At 63.0% G+C, this 17,347-nt stretch carries 18 protein-coding genes; 9 read left to right on the top strand and 9 right to left on the bottom strand.

The window, feature by feature from the left end; translation table 11 throughout:
* Positions 1-31: 31 nt before the first annotated feature.
* The 5 genes from flaF (at position 32) to ACFOJ9_RS26405 (ending at position 3,403) form a co-directional block, all read left to right on the top strand.
* Entirely contained in the window at positions 32-379 is a 348-nt protein-coding gene (flaF, locus tag ACFOJ9_RS26385) for a flagellar biosynthesis regulator FlaF (protein WP_109659362.1), read from the top strand.
* Positions 376-819: a flagellar biosynthesis repressor FlbT gene (gene flbT, locus ACFOJ9_RS26390; protein ID WP_378982819.1), complete on the top strand. Its 444-nt coding sequence runs from the start codon at positions 376-378 to the stop codon at positions 817-819. Before flaF ends, flbT begins: the two co-directional genes overlap by 4 nt.
* Positions 819-1,226 (top strand): flagellar hook assembly protein FlgD, encoded by a 408-nt coding sequence (gene flgD / locus ACFOJ9_RS26395; RefSeq protein WP_378982822.1) that lies wholly within the window; start codon positions 819-821, stop codon positions 1,224-1,226. Before flbT ends, flgD begins: the two co-directional genes overlap by 1 nt.
* A gap of 24 nt (positions 1,227-1,250) precedes the next feature.
* A complete protein-coding gene (gene fliQ / locus ACFOJ9_RS26400; protein ID WP_023761707.1) occupies positions 1,251-1,517 on the top strand; it encodes a flagellar biosynthesis protein FliQ in 267 nt (88 codons plus the stop codon).
* A gap of 242 nt (positions 1,518-1,759) precedes the next feature.
* Entirely contained in the window at positions 1,760-3,403 is a 1,644-nt protein-coding gene (locus ACFOJ9_RS26405) for an MFS transporter (RefSeq protein ID WP_378982826.1), read from the top strand.
* A gap of 14 nt (positions 3,404-3,417) precedes the next feature.
* On the opposite strand, the gene ACFOJ9_RS26410 is transcribed toward ACFOJ9_RS26405, so the two are convergent.
* Both ACFOJ9_RS26410 and ACFOJ9_RS26415 read right to left on the bottom strand, forming a co-directional pair.
* Entirely contained in the window at positions 3,418-5,199 is a 1,782-nt protein-coding gene (locus ACFOJ9_RS26410) for a chloride channel protein (protein WP_378982828.1), read from the bottom strand.
* A gap of 195 nt (positions 5,200-5,394) precedes the next feature.
* Positions 5,395-5,691 carry a putative quinol monooxygenase gene (locus ACFOJ9_RS26415; protein ID WP_378982830.1) on the bottom strand — a complete coding sequence of 99 codons (297 nt, stop codon included), beginning with the start codon at positions 5,689-5,691 and terminating at the stop codon, positions 5,395-5,397.
* Positions 5,692-5,837: 146 nt separating this feature from the next.
* Between ACFOJ9_RS26415 and flhA the strand changes: the two genes are divergently transcribed.
* From flhA to ACFOJ9_RS26430, 3 genes are read left to right on the top strand one after another with little or no spacing between them, the layout of a single operon-like run.
* Positions 5,838-7,925, top strand: a complete 2,088-nt coding sequence (gene flhA, locus ACFOJ9_RS26420) for a flagellar biosynthesis protein FlhA (protein WP_378982832.1) — start codon at positions 5,838-5,840, stop codon at positions 7,923-7,925.
* Positions 7,922-8,674, top strand: coding sequence for a flagellar biosynthetic protein FliR (gene fliR / locus ACFOJ9_RS26425; protein ID WP_378982835.1), 753 nt, complete (start codon positions 7,922-7,924; stop codon positions 8,672-8,674). The genes flhA and fliR overlap by 4 nt, the downstream gene beginning before the upstream one ends.
* A gap of 2 nt (positions 8,675-8,676) precedes the next feature.
* Positions 8,677-9,060 (top strand): hypothetical protein, encoded by a 384-nt coding sequence (locus ACFOJ9_RS26430; protein ID WP_378982838.1) that lies wholly within the window; start codon positions 8,677-8,679, stop codon positions 9,058-9,060.
* A gap of 286 nt (positions 9,061-9,346) precedes the next feature.
* Here the strand turns inward: ACFOJ9_RS26430 and ACFOJ9_RS26435 are convergent, their stop codons facing one another.
* The 7 genes from ACFOJ9_RS26435 to dgoD all read right to left on the bottom strand — a co-directional run bounded on the left by ACFOJ9_RS26435 (position 9,347) and on the right by dgoD (position 16,567).
* Positions 9,347-10,189, bottom strand: a complete 843-nt coding sequence (locus ACFOJ9_RS26435) for an aldose 1-epimerase (RefSeq protein WP_378982840.1) — start codon at positions 10,187-10,189, stop codon at positions 9,347-9,349.
* Positions 10,190-10,205: 16 nt separating this feature from the next.
* Positions 10,206-11,012 carry a FadR/GntR family transcriptional regulator gene (locus tag ACFOJ9_RS26440; RefSeq protein ID WP_378982843.1) on the bottom strand — a complete coding sequence of 269 codons (807 nt, stop codon included), beginning with the start codon at positions 11,010-11,012 and terminating at the stop codon, positions 10,206-10,208.
* Positions 11,009-12,010: an ABC transporter permease gene (locus ACFOJ9_RS26445; protein WP_378982846.1), complete on the bottom strand. Its 1,002-nt coding sequence runs from the start codon at positions 12,008-12,010 to the stop codon at positions 11,009-11,011. Before ACFOJ9_RS26445 ends, ACFOJ9_RS26440 begins: the two co-directional genes overlap by 4 nt.
* Positions 12,007-13,527, bottom strand: coding sequence for a sugar ABC transporter ATP-binding protein (locus ACFOJ9_RS26450; protein WP_378982849.1), 1,521 nt, complete (start codon positions 13,525-13,527; stop codon positions 12,007-12,009). Before ACFOJ9_RS26450 ends, ACFOJ9_RS26445 begins: the two co-directional genes overlap by 4 nt.
* A 77-nt stretch (positions 13,528-13,604) precedes the next feature.
* A complete protein-coding gene (locus ACFOJ9_RS26455; RefSeq protein ID WP_378982851.1) occupies positions 13,605-14,588 on the bottom strand; it encodes a substrate-binding domain-containing protein in 984 nt (327 codons plus the stop codon).
* Between the two features lie 24 nt (positions 14,589-14,612).
* The gene (locus tag ACFOJ9_RS26460) at positions 14,613-15,389 is read right to left on the bottom strand and encodes an SDR family oxidoreductase (protein WP_378982854.1); all 777 of its coding nucleotides are present in this window, start codon (positions 15,387-15,389) and stop codon (positions 14,613-14,615) included.
* A 5-nt stretch (positions 15,390-15,394) separates the two neighbouring features.
* Positions 15,395-16,567 carry a galactonate dehydratase gene (gene dgoD, locus ACFOJ9_RS26465; protein WP_378982856.1) on the bottom strand — a complete coding sequence of 391 codons (1,173 nt, stop codon included), beginning with the start codon at positions 16,565-16,567 and terminating at the stop codon, positions 15,395-15,397.
* A 141-nt stretch (positions 16,568-16,708) separates the two neighbouring features.
* Here dgoD and ACFOJ9_RS26470 point away from each other — a divergent pair, with 141 nt between their 5' ends.
* A complete protein-coding gene (locus tag ACFOJ9_RS26470) occupies positions 16,709-17,320 on the top strand; it encodes a rod-binding protein (RefSeq protein ID WP_378988074.1) in 612 nt (203 codons plus the stop codon).
* Positions 17,321-17,347: the final 27 nt, after the last annotated feature.

Below are 17,347 nucleotides of genomic sequence, written 5' to 3' on the forward strand. Positions count from 1 at the left end.
CAACGCTTAACGGAACGGTAGAGCCCCAACGATGTACCAATTCTCCTACGCCGACATCCAGAGCACCTCCGTTGCCGACGCGAAGGACCGCGAGCGGGAGCTCCTGACCCGCTCGATCGACATGCTGGCGGCGGCGGCGGCGGCCGGCCACGGTTCGATGGAGGCGATCGAGGCGCTTCATTTCACCAACCGCGTCTGGACCGCCTTCGTCGAGGATCTCGGCTCCAGCGACAACGCCCTGCCCAAGGAACTGCGTGCCAATCTCATTTCCATCGGCCTGTGGCTGCTGCGCGAGGCGGAAGACATTCGCCAGGGCCGCACCAACAATTTCGAAGGGCTGATCGAGGTGTCCCAGATCATCAGGGACGGAATCCAATGACCAACACGCTGAAGATATCGCTGAAGCCTAACGAGAAGATCTACATCAACGGCGCCGTCATCCGGGTCGACCGCAAGGTCACCGTCGAATTGATGAACGACGTGCAGTTCCTGCTCGAAAGCCATGTGATCCAGGCCGACGATGCCTCGACGCCGCTCAAGCAGCTGTATTTCATCCTGCAGGTCATGCTGATGAACCCGGCCGGCGCTGCCGCCGCGCGCGACATGTTCCGCCGTTCGCTGCCGCTGCTGCTGGCAAGCTTCGAGGACACGCAGATCTGTGCTGCGCTGAAACAGATCGACCGCATGGTCGGCGAGGATCATATCTACGAGGCGCTGAAGGCTATCCGCGCGCTCTATCCGCTCGAACGCCGCGCGCTGGGTGGCAATGACGACGTTCCGGGTGCCGAGCGCCCGCTGGCTGTGGGAGCACGATACTGATGAATGTGGACATGACGACGACGATACCGACCGGCGCCAACCAGGCCACCGCGTCGACTTCGAAGACAGCGGTCGACTACCAGTCTTTCCTGAAACTTCTGATCGCCGAGATGAAGAACCAGGATCCGACCAAGCCGATGGATTCGACGCAGTATGTCGCCCAGCTCGCCACCTTCTCGCAGGTCGAGCAATCAGTGCAGACCAACACCAAGCTCAACCAGATCATGCAGTCCTCGGCACTGTCGCAGGCCGACGCGCTGATCGGGCGCTCGATAACCTCCGCCGACGGCAAGACGACGGGCACGGTGGCTTCGGTGCGCCTTGCCAGCAGCGGTCTCATCGCCGTGCTGCAGAACGGCACCGAAGTCGCGGTCGGCCCAGGCGTCTCGGTCAAGGCAGCGAGCTGACGCTTTCGACAGAGAGCCAGTCCCATGAACGAGGCCGACGCTCTCGACATCGTCCAGTACGCGGTGTGGACGGTGCTCACTGCGTCCGCCCCGGTGGTGCTGGTCGCCATGGTGGTCGGCATCGGCATCGCGCTCATCCAGGCGCTGACGCAGGTCCAGGAGATCACCTTGACCTTCGTGCCAAAGATCGTCGCCATCATGCTGGTGGTGGCGCTGACCGGGCCCTTCATCGGCAGCCAGATATCGGCTTTCACCAACGTCATCTTCGAGCGCATCCAGAACGGGTTCTGAGCCAGTTCCAGGAAGGTGTGCCGCGACATGCCGTCCGCGATTGCGTGAAAGCACACGCCGCTGATCCCTGCGCCCCTCCGGGCCAACGGCAGATAAGGGCGTGGACCGCCTCTATCCCATTGTTGGACCATGAGCTTTTTCGAAAGACATTCGCCCTTTGCGGCGCCATGCCCTACTTTCGGCAAATGATCTTGAGCAAACGGATCATCTGACGAATCGGCACGACATGGCAGGAACCCCCGATGATTGACGAAAAGCCGGACAGCGAGAGCGTCTCGGCGCTGGCACCCTTCCGGCACGGCATTTTCCGCGCCGTGTGGGGCGCAAGTCTCGTCTCGAATTTCGGTGGCCTGATCCAGGGCGTCGGCGCCGCCTGGATGATGACCACGATCGCCACCTCGCCCTATCAAGTGGCCCTGGTCCAGGCTTCGACCACCTTGCCGATCATGCTGTTTGCGCTCGTCGCCGGTGCCATCGCCGACAGTTTCGACCGACGCAAGGTGATGCTGGTCGCCCAGACCTTCATGCTGGTCGTCTCGGTGTTTCTGACCCTGTTCACCTACTCCGGCCTGATCACGCCGTGGACGCTGCTCGCCTTCACCTTCCTGATCGACAGCGGCACGGCGCTCAACAACCCGTCATGGCAGGCCTCCGTCGGCGACATCGTCCCCCGCAACAAGGTGCCGGCCGCCGTCGCGCTCAATTCCCTGGGTTTCAATCTGACGCGCAGCGTCGGCCCGGCAATAGGCGGCATCATCGTCGCCGCGGCCGGTGCAGCTGCCGCCTTCGCGGCGAACGCGGTGAGCTATATCGGCCTGATCGTCGTGCTGGCGCGCTGGAAGCCGGACGTGCCGGTATCGACCTTGCCGCGCGAGTCGCTGGGTGCCGCCATGGGCGCCGGCCTGCGCTATGTCGCGATGTCGCCCAACATCGGCAAGGTGCTGGTCAGGGGCGCTGCTTTCGGCTTCAGCGCAGGTGCTGTGCTGGCGCTGCTGCCGCTGGTGGCGCGTGACGTCGTCAAGGGCGACGCGCTGACCTACGGCATCATGCTCGGTGCCTTCGGCATCGGCGCGGTCGGCGGTGCCTTGATCAGCGTCAGGCTGCGGCAGTTGCTGTCCAGCGAGACGATGGTGCGCTGTGCCTTCGCCGGTTTCGCCGTCTGCGCCTTCAATGCCGCCGTCAGCCAGCATGCCTGGCAGACGTCGCTCGGCCTGCTTGTCGGCGGCGCCTGCTGGGTGATCGCGCTTTCGCATTTCAACGTCACCGTGCAGATGGCAACCCCACGCTGGGTGGTCGGCCGGGTGCTGTCGGTCTATCAGACGGCTACCTTCGGCGGCATCGCGCTCGGCAGCTGGATCTGGGGTGTCGTCGCCGATGCGCATGGCGCCGAAACCGCGCTGATCGCCGCCAGCGTCGCCATGCTGGCCGGCGGCGCCATCGGTCTCTTGCTCCCGCTACCGCAACAGCAGGTGCTCAACCTCGACCCGCTCAATCGCTTCAAGGAACCGCACCTGGCGCTTGACCTGAAGCCGCGCAGTGGTCCCATCGCCATCATGATCGAGTATGTGATCCGGCACGAGGACGAACCGGAATTCCTCGCCATAATGGCCGAACGCGGCCGCATCCGCCGCCGTGACGGCGCCCGCAACTGGACACTGGCGCGCGATCTCGAGAATCCCACCATATGGATCGAGCACTATCACACGCCGACCTGGATCGAATATATCAGGCACAATGGACGCATCACCCATGCCGACGCCGTCATCGGCGAGCGCGTGCGGGCGCTGCACAGCGGCGACGAGCCGCCGCGCGTGCGGCGCATGATCGAGCGCCCGACGACCGCCGGCACGGCGCTTGTGATGGCCAAGGGGCCTATTGAACACTGACTCCGGGCTGTCCCTTAGCCCTCGCCCGACAGGTCCTTGCGCGCCTTGTCGAGTTCCTCGGCATAGCGCCGCATCAAATGGCCTTCGGTCAACAGCCCCAGGACGATATGGTCGGTGAAATCCTCGACCACGGCGAGTTCCTCGGCGCCCGCGCGCTGGAACGTCTCTGCGGCGGCCTGCACGTTCATGCTCGGCACCAGCACCGCGTCCTTGTACTTGGCAAGATCGCGCACCGGCACCTCGCCATCGGAGGGATCGCTGTGCAATTCGGCCACGATCAGCACGCCGACATAATGATCGCCCGCATCGACGGCGATGACCCGCTGGGCCGAGCCGAGCGGTATCTCCTTGCGGAAGGCCGCCAGCGTCGTCGAGGCATAGATGGTCTTGATGTCCTTGCGCATCATCGAGCCGACGGTGAGGCTGCGCATCCAGCCGACATCGTGGGCGCTGCGGATGGTCTCGCCGCGCAGATGGAAGCGCCATGTCGAGAACGAGTAGCCGAAGGTTTCGCGCACCAGGATGGCCGACATGATCGAGGCCGCCAGCACAACGCCGGTCAACGTCAGGTCGCGGGTCGATTCCAGCGCCAGGAAGGTCATCGTCAGCGGGCCGCCGACGACACCGACGGCGAGCGACGTCATGCCGACGACGGCGGCGACCGCAGGGTCGATGCCGGTTGCCGGCGAGACGACAACCATCACATCCGCAAACGCCTTGCCGAGCAGCGCGCCGAGGAACAGCGAGGCAAAGAACAATCCGCCGCGAAAGCCCGACCCCAGCGAAACCGCCGATGCCGCCAGCTTGAGTACGAAGACGCTGGTCACCACGGCCAGCCCGTAGTTCATCGAGAATTCGCGATGCAGCGCGCCATGGCCGCTGGACAGCACCTGCGGGGTGATAAGACCCAGCAGCCCGACGATGACGCCACCAATGACGGGGCGCAGCGCCGCATCGATCGACAGTCTGGCAAAACCACGTTCGATCAGTGTCACCAGATGCATGATGGCGATCGAGGCGGCACCGCCGAGCAGGCCGAGCAGCAGGAACGGCACGTACTGGCTGGCGGTGAGCGCCGGCAGGCCCGAAAGCTCGAGCGGAAACGGCACGCCGCCGAACATTTCGGCGGTCAGCGAGGCGCAGATCGCTGCTGTCATCACCGGTGCGACATTGGCGACCGAGTAGATGCCGATGACCAGTTCGAAGCCGTAAAAGGCGCCGGTCAGCGGTGCATCGAAGGCGGCGGCGATGGCGCCGGCCGCACCGCAGCCAACCAGGATGCGGACATCGTTACGGCGCAGCCTGAAGATGCCAGCCAGCCGCGATGCCAGCCCGGAGCCAACCTGCGTGTAGCCGGCTTCGAGCCCGACCGAGGCGCCAAAACCGCTGGAGATCATGGTCTGGCCGGCGATGATGAAGGTGTCGGTCAGCGACATGCGCCCGCCATAGAGCGCATTGGCTTCGATCGGGTCGATCGGCGTGCGGAATTTCCGTATCCGGAGCCAGATGACCGTCAGCCCAAGCAGGATGCCGCCGATCGCCGGTATCAGCGCCTGCATCGGATTGGCGAGCGAGAACATGCCGGAAAGCCGGCCGCCGGGCTGGACGCCGAACAACAGCCCGTGCAGGTCCTGCACGATCTGGCTCATCGCCGTGACCAATATGCCCGCCATGACGCCTACGATGCCGGCCAGAATGACCACCGCGATGCCGCGCGCCTCGAGCAGTGGCAACGACCTGATCAGCACCGCGCGCAGCCGGCGGGCATAAACTTGCGGTTGGTTTCTGGAAAGCACCGGGGCGGCTCGCCGACATCAGAAAAGGCAGTGGAAAGCCCGCCTGATACGCCCAGCGACACGGCATGGCAACCACAATGGCGACAGACAAGGCGCCATTGTGGCATCGACCGACTTGTTGTGGCCGCTACTGCCTCTGAGGGAACGCAAACGGTCCTTGCCGACGACCAGCGGGCAGCCGGCCCGGCGGGCCGATCAGGTCGGCATGGGCTCGCCGGCTTCATAGAGCACGAGGTTGCGCTCGCCGATGCCAAGTGCCGGCCAGCTCGCACGCCAGTCCGCAATGTGCGGCGAACGGAAATGCGCGTCGAGCGCTGCCCGGTCGCTCCAGACTTCTGTCACCCGGATGAGCCCGGCATCGAACACATCCTGCGCATAGGAATACTCGACACAGCCGGGCTCGGCGCGACTGGCCGAAACCATGCGCTCCATGGCGGGCTTGGCTTCCTCCAATCTGTTTGGCAAGCGGATGGAGCCGATGATCAGAAGCATGGGTTTTTCCCTTTATTGGGAGGCCGGCCGACACGGCTACCTGCGCATGATCGTTCGAACTAGCCAGTCTCCCACCCTCGCGCAAGCTTGGCGGGCTACCCTCACAGGGCTGTCGCACGTTCGGCAGTCCATGGCTTGAGGACGATATGGCGATCAGCGAAAGCATTCAGCCCGGCGCGGTGGCCAAGAACGGCCGCGACGTCTTCTTTGCCATCGGCATCGTCATCATCCTGGCCGTGCTGTTCCTGCCGATCCCGGCCTTTCTCATCGACATCGGCCTCGCCTTCTCGATCGCGCTTTCGGTGCTGATCCTGATGGTGGCGCTGTGGATTCAGCGGCCGCTCGATTTCTCGTCTTTCCCGACCGTGCTGCTCATCGCCACCATGCTGCGGCTGTCGCTCAACATCGCCACCACGCGCATGATCCTGTCGCACGGCAATGAGGGCACGCATGCGGCCGGCTATGTCATTGCCGGCTTCTCCAAGCTGGTGATGGCCAGCGATTTCGTCATCGGCCTGATCGTCTTCATGATCCTGATCGTAGTGAACTTCATCGTCATCACCAAGGGCGCCACGCGTATCGCCGAAGTCGGCGCCCGCTTCACCCTCGACGCCATCCCCGGCAAGCAGATGTCGATCGACGCCGATCTCTCCGCCGGCATGATCGACGACAAGACCGCACAGCTGCGCCGCCGTGAACTGGAAGAAGAAAGCTCCTTCTTCGGCTCGATGGACGGCGCCTCGAAATTCGTCCGCGGCGACGCCATCGCCGGCCTGATCATCACCGCCATCAACATCGTTGGCGGCATCGCCATCGGCTACATCAGGCACGGCATGGGCATGGGCGAAGCCGCCGACGTGTTCATCAAGCTGTCGGTCGGCGACGGCCTCGTCACCCAGATCCCGGCGCTGATCGTGTCGCTCGCCGCTGGCCTGCTCGTCTCCAAGGGCGGCACCCGCGGCTCGACCAACCAGGCGGTGTTCGGCCAGCTTGGCGCCCATCCGCGCGCGCTCTACGTCGCGGCGTCGCTGCTGGTGCTGCTTGGCCTGATGCCCGGCCTGCCGCTGTTTCCGTTCTTTGCGCTCGCCGCTGGCATGGCCGGCCTCGGCTACATCATCCCGATGCGCGCCAACCGTGTCCTCGCCGAAGCCGAGGCGATCAAGGACCAGGAAAAGGCGACCAAGGTCGAGGAGGAGAAGAACTCGGTCAAGGCCTCGCTCGCCACCGCCGAGATCGAACTGCTGATCGGCAAGCAGCTGTCGACAAGGCTGCTGACGTCGCATCAGGAACTGGTTTTCCGCATGGGCAAGATGCGCAAGAAATTCGCCACCCAGTATGGCTTCGTGGTGCCGGAAGTGCGTGTCGCCGACGATTTCGCCATCCCGCCGAAGAGCTACCAGATCAAGGTGCACGGCACCGTCGTGGCCGAATACCAGATGCGTGTCGGCGAGATCATGGTGCTGCTCGGCAACCGCGACATCCCCGAAATACCGGGCGAGGAAATCCGCGAGCCGGCCTTCGGCATGCGCGCCTATTCGGTGGTCGAAGCCTTCGCCGAGGATTTGAAGCGCGAGAACTACACCTTCGCCGACAACATGTCGGTACTGCTCACCCATCTTTCCGAGGTCATCCGCAACAACCTGCCGCAGCTTCTGTCCTACAAGGACATGAAGGCGCTGCTCGAACGGCAGGACCAGGAGTACCGCAAGCTCGCCGACGAGATCTGCACCACGCACATCTCCTATCCCGGCCTGCAGGCGGTGCTGAAGCTGCTGCTCGCCGAACGCGTCTCGATCCGCAACCTGCATCTGATCATCGAGGCGATCGCCGAGATCGCGCCGCATGTGCGCCGCACCGAGCAGATCGTCGAGCATGTCCGCATCCGCATGGCCCAGCAGATCTGCGGCGACCTCTCCGAGGGCGGTGTGCTGAAGGTGCTGCGCCTCGGCAACCGCTGGGACCTCGCCTTCCACCAGAGCCTCAAGCGCGACGCCAAGGGCGAGGTGCGCGAGTTCGACATCGACCCGCGCCAGCTCGAGGAGTTCGGCCAGGACGCGACCAAGGCGATCAAGAAATATCTGGAAGCCGGCGAGCGTTTCGTCCTCGTCACCGCGCCCGACGCCCGCCCCTATGTGCGCATGATCATCGAACGGCTGTTCACCACGCTGCCGGTGCTCAGCCACGTCGAAATCGCCAAGGGCGTCGAGATCAGGGTGCTCGGAACCATATCGTGAGCGCGCTTTCGCAAGGCGTCGTCATTGCGGCGTTCCTCGCCTTCTGCCGCATCGGCGCCTGCTTCATGCTGATGCCGGGCCTGTCCAGTGCCCGCGTTCCGATCCAGATCAGGTTGTTCGTCGCGGTCGCTGCCACCGGCGGCCTGCTCGCCTTCCTGTGGGACAAGATCTTTCCCTTCGTCGACCCGCGCCCGCAGATCCTGGTGCCGATGATCATCTCTGAACTTCTGGTCGGCGGCCTGATCGGCGCCATGACCAGGCTCTACATGGAAGCCCTGCGCTTCATGGGCTCGGCCATCGCCATGCTGATCGGCTATGGCGGCTCGGGCGGACCGGCGATCGAGGAGCCCGAACCCCAGGCAGCTCTTGCCGCCATCATCTCATTTTCGGCGCTGCTGATGCTGTTCGTCTTCGATTTCGATCACGAGATAATACGCGCCCTAGTGTCTTCCTACACGGTCGCGCCGGTCAACATCTTTTTCAACCCGCAGGCCGCTCTCGTCGATGTCACCGACACGGTGTCGGACACCTTCTTCCTGGTCATCCGCCTCGGCAGCCCGTTTGTCGCCTATGCCATTCTCGTCAATCTGACGATCGGCTTCGTCAACAAGCTGACCCCGCAGATCCCGATCTATTTCATCTCCCAGCCCTTCATCATCGCCGGCGGCATGATCATCTTCTATTTCGCCGTGGGCACCATGCTGTCGCTGTTCGTCGACGGCTTTGTCGACCTGACACTGGCGAGATAGAAATGAGCACACGCAAGGACCGCCTCAGGAAACTGGTCAAGGTGCAGGAACAGCTGAAGGCGCTGCACGAAACCCGCCACGCCACCTTCCTTGCCGCGGCCAGTGCCGCCGAGGCCGAGGCCAGGGATCTGGTCGGTCATTTCGACCAGACAGATTCCCTCTCCGGTCTGTTTCCCGATCTCTACCACCGCCGCATCGCCCAGGCGGTCGTGCGCCAGGAAGCGAGCCTCGAGAGCGCCAGGCAAGAGGCCAGCCTCATCGCTGCCGCCACCGCCCGCACCAACATGGTCGAACGCGCCTACAAGGACGTGCGCAACCGCGACGAACGCGAACGCTCCGACCGCGAGCGCCTCGACCTGATCGCGCAGAAGCGGGGGGAGGAGTAGCTGCGAGGACTCAGCTTATGACCCAAAGTTGACTTGCGGACGGCGCGACGTGAACGACCGCTATGCGCAGGATGTCGGTCGATTCCTGAAAGCAGACATCGCCGGCGATCAAGCTGAAGGTCGTGGTTGCGCGAGAGTTGGAAATTTGCTTCAGCGTGGATCAAGTCAGGTTGCACGCGCGAGCGGGCATAGTGTGCGAATGGTCCGTTGGATCCGTTCGTGCGTGCACATCGCGGCCGAGCATTCCGAGCCGCCTAGTTTTGGCTTTGTGGGTGAGTTGGTCGCTCTATATGACAGTGAAGCTGCAATCGGCCACCAAGCTCTCGCCAGGGCTAAGCACCGACAATCCGTTCCATTTGTCGATCGAACCGCGGTTGTGGGCATCCACGACATGGCTGACCGGTTCGAAACAGACGAAGTCGCTCGCCTGCGATGGCGAATAGACCAGATAGAAGTTCAAGACCGGGGACGCTTCTATCCTGAGGCCGCAATTTTGCTCTGGCCAACGTATGGAAGCAACGCCGTCCCAGCCGGCAAAGGCATTGTTGATCCAACCGCTCGGCAAGGCGGCCGGCGTGGCGAAATCCCAATCGGGACGGGTTTCTACATCCTCGAACCTGTCGGGGAGATGGCTGGGCAGTTCGAGGCAAACCTGCGACGCCGGGGCGTGAAGCGTTGTCAGGGCGGTTCTTGGGAACCAGGGATGGATGCCAAGTCCGAACGGCAGCCTGACCGGCGCGCTGTTGACGATCAGAAGCTGCAGTTCGAGCGCCTGTCCGGTCAGTGCGTAGGTCACCTCGGCGCGATACCGGTATGGGCCGGGTCCGTCGCTGACGAGCGACAGGCTGGCTTTGTCCGGCGCCAAGCTGTCTACCTCCCACTCCTGCGAAAATCCGTTGCCGTGAATGGGGAACGGCTCGTCGGCAACGTTGGCAAGCAATTCGTGGAATTTGTGCTCGAAGACGAACCCGCCCCCCGAGATCCTGTTTGACCACGGCAAAAGCAGATTGCAGGCAAGATCGAACGGGTTCCCGCCGCCGCCGTTCGGCCATGGCCTGAAGAGCGGCACGCGGCGGTAGTTGAAACGCGCCAGTCCCGCCCCAAGCGACGGAACGATTTCGGCGGACAAGTCTCCGCTTCGAATTTCAACGGTCTGGATCATCAAGGCGAGTCGGCATTTGGGCACGTCGGCCTTTGCGAGCCACGGCAAGAAGGTCATTCGACGCGATCCCGATGAGCGCTTTCATCTGGTCGTGAGCGTCGTCGACCCTGCGCAGTCGGATTGCCTCCAGCACATCGCCATGCGCGCTGAGTGTCTGCTGATAGTTGGCGGTGGCCGATGTGGTCAATCGGAAGGAGAAGCTCAGCGCGGCGGCAAGCATGTTGCCTAGATTGGCGAAAACCGGATTACGGCTGGCGCGAAGGATGGCCGTATGAAACCTGACGTCGGCATCAAGGCAGGCGGCGAGGTCGTCCTCCGGAGCGATACGCATAGCCTCATAGGCCGCTTCGATCACCGCGAGATCGCCCGAGGTCGCCATCATGGCGGCAAGCTGGGCGGCAGCCGGCTCGATCACCAGCCGCGCCTCGATCAAGCCGCGGACGAAATCGAGATCAGGCTCGATATCGCGCATCCATTCGAGAACCTGCGCATCCAGCCTGTTCCATTCGCTCGACACGCGCACGCGCGTCCCGGCCCGCTTGCGCGCCTCGATCAGCCCTTTGGCCGAAAGCGTCAGAAGCGCATCGCGAAGCGCGGTGCGGCTGGCGCCGTAGATGACGCACAGTTCGGCTTCCGTCGGCAGGACCTCGTGCTGTGCGTATGTGCCTGCAAGGATACGCTGCCCGAGATCGCGGGCGATGCGATCCTTGAGCGACGACGTGCCGCTGTCCCCAGCAGAAAGCTCCTGCTTGCCTTGATCAATCGAAGCGGCGGCCGCGTCCATCGTCATGTCCTGTTCAAATGATACTCGGCAATTACGACAGCCAGTATCAGGAGCGAGCCCTTGGCAAGCAATTGATAGAATGTTGGCACCGACGTCAGTATCATTCCGTTGTTGAGCACGCCAATGATGGCGACGCCGAGCAGTGCGCCGACAATCGTTCCCTTGCCGCCCTGCAAGGCACAGCCACCCAGCACCGCAGCCGTGATGGCCTCGAGTTCCAGGCCTTGGGATCCCGACACGGGCTGACCCGAACCGGTGCGGGCGGCCAGCAGAATTCCGGCCAATCCGGCGGCAACGCCACTCATGATGTAGATGCCGACGCGGTAGCGGTTGATGTTGATGCCGGAGAAGCGAGCGACAACGGGATTGCCGCCCAGCGCGTAGATGTTGCGGCCGACGATCGAGCGCGCCAGGAACAGATGGAACACGATCGCGGTCAGCACAAGAATCCAGATCAGCAGCGGCAGGCCGAGGATCCGTCCGATGCCTATGAACCGGAACGTGTCGCTGAAGATGGCGATCGACTGGCCGTCGGACATGATGAAAGCGATGCCGCGGAAGATCGCCATCGTGCCGAGCGTGGCGATGACCGCATTGACCCGCCCGTATGTGATGATGATGCCGTTGACGAGACCGGCGAGACCGCCAAGCACAAGGCCGGCAACGATACCGGCCGCGGGCGACCCGGTCGCCTGGATGGCCATCGCCGTCGATACGGTGGTCAGGCCGACAATGGCGCCGACGGCGATATCGAGACCGCCGGCGACAATGACCACGGTCTGGCTCATTGCCAGCACGCCGAGGATAGTAATGCCGAGGCCGATGTTGAGCAGGTTTCGGCTGGAGAAGAAAACGTCGCCGCGTAGCGAGCCGAAGATGACAATGAGAATGGCCAGCGCAACCAAAAGGCTGATATTGTGAACGCCGACGCGTTCCACAACACGCGAGGAAGCGCCCCTGGCGTCCGTCTGCACTTTCGATGCGCGAAGCTCGAGGCTGTTCATTGGATGTGGTCTCCGAGCACTGGTGCGGATTGCGGCATGGCGTGTTTGAGGATCGTCGCCTCGTCGATGTCAGTGCGGGAAAGTTCGGCCGTGATCCGGCCTCCCGCCATGACCATAACCCTGTCGGCGAGCCCGATCAGTTCCGGCATTTCAGAGGAAATCAGGATGATGCCGATGCCGCTCGCCGCCAGTTCATCGATCAGCCGATAGATTTCCGCTTTGGCGCCGATATCGATGCCGCGGGTCGGTTCGTCGAGGATGAGCAGCATCGGCTGCCGGGCAAGCCAGCGCGCCAGAACGACCTTCTGCTGGTTGCCGCCCGACAGTTTCGAAACCTGCTCGTCAAGGTTGGGTGCCTTGATCGACATCTTGGCCGCCAGCGGCGAGACAATCTCCAGCGCCTTGCGCCGGTTGAAGAAGCCGAAGCTCGACGTCTTGTCGGGCACGCAAAGCGCGGCGTTGTCGAGAATGCTTCGAAACAGGAGCAGCGCCTCGTGCTTGCGGTCTTCCGGGGCAAAACCGATGCCCGCGACGATCGCCGCGTGCGGACTGTTGGGGGGAACGGACACGCCATTCATCGCTATGGTACCAGCGAGGCGCCGATCATAGCCGACAATCGCCTTTGCCAGTTCGGATCGGCCCGCGCCCATGAGGCCGGCGATGCCGACCACTTCACCACGGCGAATCTTGAGGCTGACATCGCTGACGCGGTCGGTGGTCAAGCCCACCACGTCCAGCAACGGCTCTCCTGACCGCCACGTCTCGCGGGTGAACAGATCTGCAATGTCGCGCCCGACCATGAGCTTGGCTATGCCCTGTTCGCTGGCGCCTGCCGCCGGCGAATCGTCGACCAGCCGACCGTCGCGCAAAACGACAATGCGGTCCGCCAGGTCGATGATCTCGTTCAGCCGGTGAGAGATGTAGACGATCGACGTGCCCTCTTCGCGCAATCGGCGGATCACTGAAAACAGGCGTCGCGCTTCGTCATCGGTCAGCGACGATGTCGGCTCGTCGAATGCGATCAGCCGACCGCCGGCACGGATGGCGCGCATGATCTCGATCATCTGGCGTTGTGCCGGACCGAGCGTGCTGCAGAGTTGCCGCGGCCGCATGTCCTTCTGCATGCCAAAGGTCGCAAGCACCCGGTCGGTCTGCTCCTCGAGCTTGCGCCAGTCGAGCAGCACGCCTGCCAGCCGCGGCAGTTCGCCGACGAAAATGTTCTCGGCCACCGTCAAGTTGGGAACGATCTCCGGCTCCTGATGGATGACGCGTATCCCAGCCCTGTGGCTGTCGCGCGGTTCGCCGAAAACGATCGGCGTTGAACCGTGCCGCACTGTGCCGCTGTCCGGCCCGAACACACCCTCGAGAATGCGCATCATCGTCGATTTGCCGGCCCCGTTCTCGCCGACCAGAGCGAGCACCTCGCCTTGCCGGAAGGCAATCGAGACGTTGTCGAGCGCTTGCACGACGCCGAAGCGCTTCGATATCCCGTCGAGCGAGAAGAATTCCGATTGCATCAAAGCTCACTCCCGAAGATCGATCCGTGCGACTGGAGAGCGTCATGCGCCCTGGGGCGCATGACGCATAACCCGGTTCAGTGGCAGAGCTTGGCTTTGTAGTCCGATGCAAAATTATCGGCAGTGATGTATTCCGGGTCGGTGAAGGACTGAACCGGCAGCTTCGTTCCATCCTTGATTGAGGCCAGCAGGATCTTCACCGCCAGCGCGCCATGGTTTGCCGAATTGAGCCACATCGTACCACGGAATGCCGAAGGCTTTCCCGATCCGAAGGCCTCACAGGCGCGGCTGCCGTCAATGCCGATGCCCATTCCCTGGTCTGGGGTATAGCCGGCGTTCTCCAATGCCCGCGCCCCGCCCAGCACGCCATCATCATTGCAGGAATAAAAGATCCAGTTCGTGACGCTGGGATTGGCCGTCAGTGTGGTGGTCATGACGTCGATGGCGTTGACCATCGTGTTGTCGTAGGGGACGCGAACGATGTTTGCCGGCTTGAAATCGGGCACCGCCTTCAGGAACGCTTCTTCGGCACCCTTGTTACGCTGCATGCAGGTATCAGCCTTGCGATCCTCGATCGAGGCGATACGCACCTCCTTGCCGGCCCAGCCGTCGGCCTTGTAGAGTTTGGCCAGCTCTTCGCCCACCCGCGCACCGATATTGTAGGCATTCATGCCGACATAGGGGACCTGGGTGCCGTCCTGATAGTAGATGTCGTCGTCGACCGCCACCAGGGGGATTTTCGCCGCTTTGGCCTTCTCGGCGATGACCGGTCCCAGTGCCTTGTCGGGAACGACGATTGCGATGCCCTTGACGCCATCTCCGACCATTGTATCGAAGGTGGTGATCGTCAGATTGGCATCGAACTGGACGTCCTGTGACACGAAGGTGGCGCCGGCCGTCTCAGCCGCCTTCTTGGCGCCGCCGACTTCGGCGACGAACCATGGATGGTCACCCATCTTGTTGATGTAGCCTATCTTGATGTCGTCGGCGCTTGCCGCGCCACCCATCAGTCCGGCGGTCAATATTGCAAATGTTGCGAGAGCCTTTGTCGTCGTTTTCATGTAATCCTCCCTGAGAGTTGCTTTTCAGTCGTGGTAGAGAACCGAGCGTCCACCATCGATGGTGATTGTCTCGGCATTGATGAACGGCGCTTCGTCCGAAGCGAGGAAAACCGCCGTCATTGCAACCTCGTCCGGCCGGCCAATGCGCTTGGGCGGATGAAGGTCGTAGGCCCGCCGCTTCTCCTCGGCGGGGTCTGGAAATGTGTTCCAATAGGCTTCAGCGATCGGCGTCTCGACATAGCCGGGGGCAATCGCGTTCACGCGGATGCCGCGCGCCGCATATTCGATGGCGAGGGAGCGCGTCAGGCCGACAAGCGCGTGCTTGGCGACCGGATAAGGGAATGTATGGGGAATGATCTTGAAAGCGTGGCAACTCGCTATGTTGACGATAGACCCCGAACCATTCGCCAGCATCGTCGGTAGAACTGCTCTGGCGCAGAACCACGCAGCCTGGAGGTCGAGTTTGAGGCAACGGTCCCATTCCTCATCCGGCATCAGCAACGGTTCGTGGAAGACGTTGGCGCCGGCATTGTTTACGAGAACGTCGACGCCGCCATAGGTCGCGATCGCCCGGGCGACCATGTCGGCGACCGCCGATGCGTCGGTGACATCGGTTTCGACGAAAAGGGCTTCGGCGCCCTGCGCACGCAACTCGTCGGCGATTGCGCTGCCGCTTACCGTATTCAGTTCGGCGATGACAACCTTTGCCCCCTGCGCGGCAAAGGCCCGGGCGCTGGCGGCACCAATGCCTTGGCCGGCGCCGGTGACGATTGCGATCTTTCCCTGAAGCCTGCCTGTCATGGCGCTCACCAATCGACCACGGTGCCGTCGGGCATGACGGCGTTGCGGGCATGCAGTACTTCCTGCTTGAAGGGGTGGCGCGCGACGACATCCTCATTGACGGTGACGCCGAGGCCCGGCAGTTCGGGCACGTCCCAGCGGCCTGGTTTGCGCTGGATCGGCCAACTGACGACGTCGTCGTACCAGGCGACCGCGCCCGACATCTCTTCCTGGATGATGACGTTTGGGGTCGATACGCCGAAGTGAAGCGCAGCGACGCCAGCGATCGGGCCGAGCGGGTTGTGCGGCGCAAGACCGATGCCCGCCGTTTCCGCCAGAGCCGCGATCTTCTTGGTCTCGAGCAGACCGCCGGTATGGCAGATATCGGGCTGGGCAATGTTGAAGGCGCGCGCCGCGATCGAGTGCGCGAATTCGCGACGCCCGATCAGCCGCTCGCCGGACGCGATCGGCACAGTCGATCGCGCAGTGATATGCGCCAGGCCGGCCACATCTTCGGGCGGCACCGGTTCTTCGGCGAACATGATGCGGGCCGGCTCGATCGCCTTGAGGTAGTCCATCGCAGCGTTGACGGACGCCGGGCGACCATGAAAGTCGACCATGATGTCGATATCGGGACCGACGGCTTCGCGCAGCGCGCCAACCATATTGGCAACGGCGTCCACCGCCTTCGCGGGCGAGACGTAGTGGGTGTAGGGAATGCAGACGACCTTGACCGCGTCGTAGCCTGCCTGCGTCACGATGCGTCCGCGTTCGACAATCGTGTCGGCGGATCCGGTCTCATAGACCGCCTTCATGTCTCCTAGGCCGAGGTGCGTGTAGGTGCGCAGATAGTCGCGAACCCGGCCGCCCAAAAGGCGCCAGACCGGGACACCCAATGACTTACCCAGGATGTCCCAGAGCGCAATCTCAATACCGCTGACTGCGGACATTCCCTCGACGCCAAGACGCCAGAAGCCGTGGCGCGTCAGAATCTGGTAGCAATGTTCTACATTGCGCGGATCCTGCCCGATGAGCAGTGCCTCCAGATCCTGAAGGGCGCCGACGACGGCACGCGTCTTCCATTCCAGCGTTGCCTCCCCCCAGCCAAACAAACCGGGCTCGTCGGTTTCGACCCGCACGAAAACCCAATTGCGCATTTCCGCATTGCAGACCAACGCCTTGATGGCCGTAATTTTCATTGGTCCTCCCAGACAGGCCGTCTTTTTTCAACGACAATATGTATGATTTATTATCATTAATATGAGCAAGTCAAGTGCAGCAGCGGTTTGCGCCTTCCGCCCCTCCCCGCCCGCGCAAGCCTGCCACAAGCTTGTTGAGGCATTGTCTGGCTAAGGAAAACCGACAAAAGGCGGACTTTCTTGGCGATTTCTCCACCCAGCGACATCGTTATGGATGTGGCCCGAGCCGTCGACCCGACGGATATCGAGGCCGCCCGTGCCGCGCTGACAAAGCGGGCTGGCGGTGCCGCGGGCGCGTTTTCGGTCGACACCGCCGCTTCGGTCGATGCCGGTTCGATCCTGTCGCGCGCCACCGCCGACAAGGCTGCCGCCTCAACCGATCCCGCCAAGAAATTCAAGAAGTTCGAGGCGATGGTGCTGCAGACCTTCATCCAGAATATGCTGCCCAAGGACACCGAGGGTGTCTACGGCAAGGGCCTGGCCGGCGACATGTGGAAGTCGCAGCTTGCCGAGCGGGTGGCCGACGTGATGGCCGAGCGTGGCGGTATCGGCATCGCCAAGTCGATGCTCGCCGACCACTATGTCGAAGGCAAGCGCATCATGCCGGTCGGCCCGGTTTCGGGCGGACCGGAAAAGACCGAGATCGATCAACAGAACAGCCTGTCGACCTCGCTGGTGCACGAATTGCAGCGCAGGGCGGCGCGGTCGATCACCGGTGACGAGACCACCATCAAGACTGACATCAAAATCTAAGGGCATGCCCCAAGCCGGGAATCGGTC

It is taken from the genome of Mesorhizobium cantuariense (genome assembly GCF_042647205.1).
In the GTDB taxonomy this organism is placed as follows: domain Bacteria; phylum Pseudomonadota; class Alphaproteobacteria; order Rhizobiales; family Rhizobiaceae; genus Mesorhizobium; species Mesorhizobium cantuariense.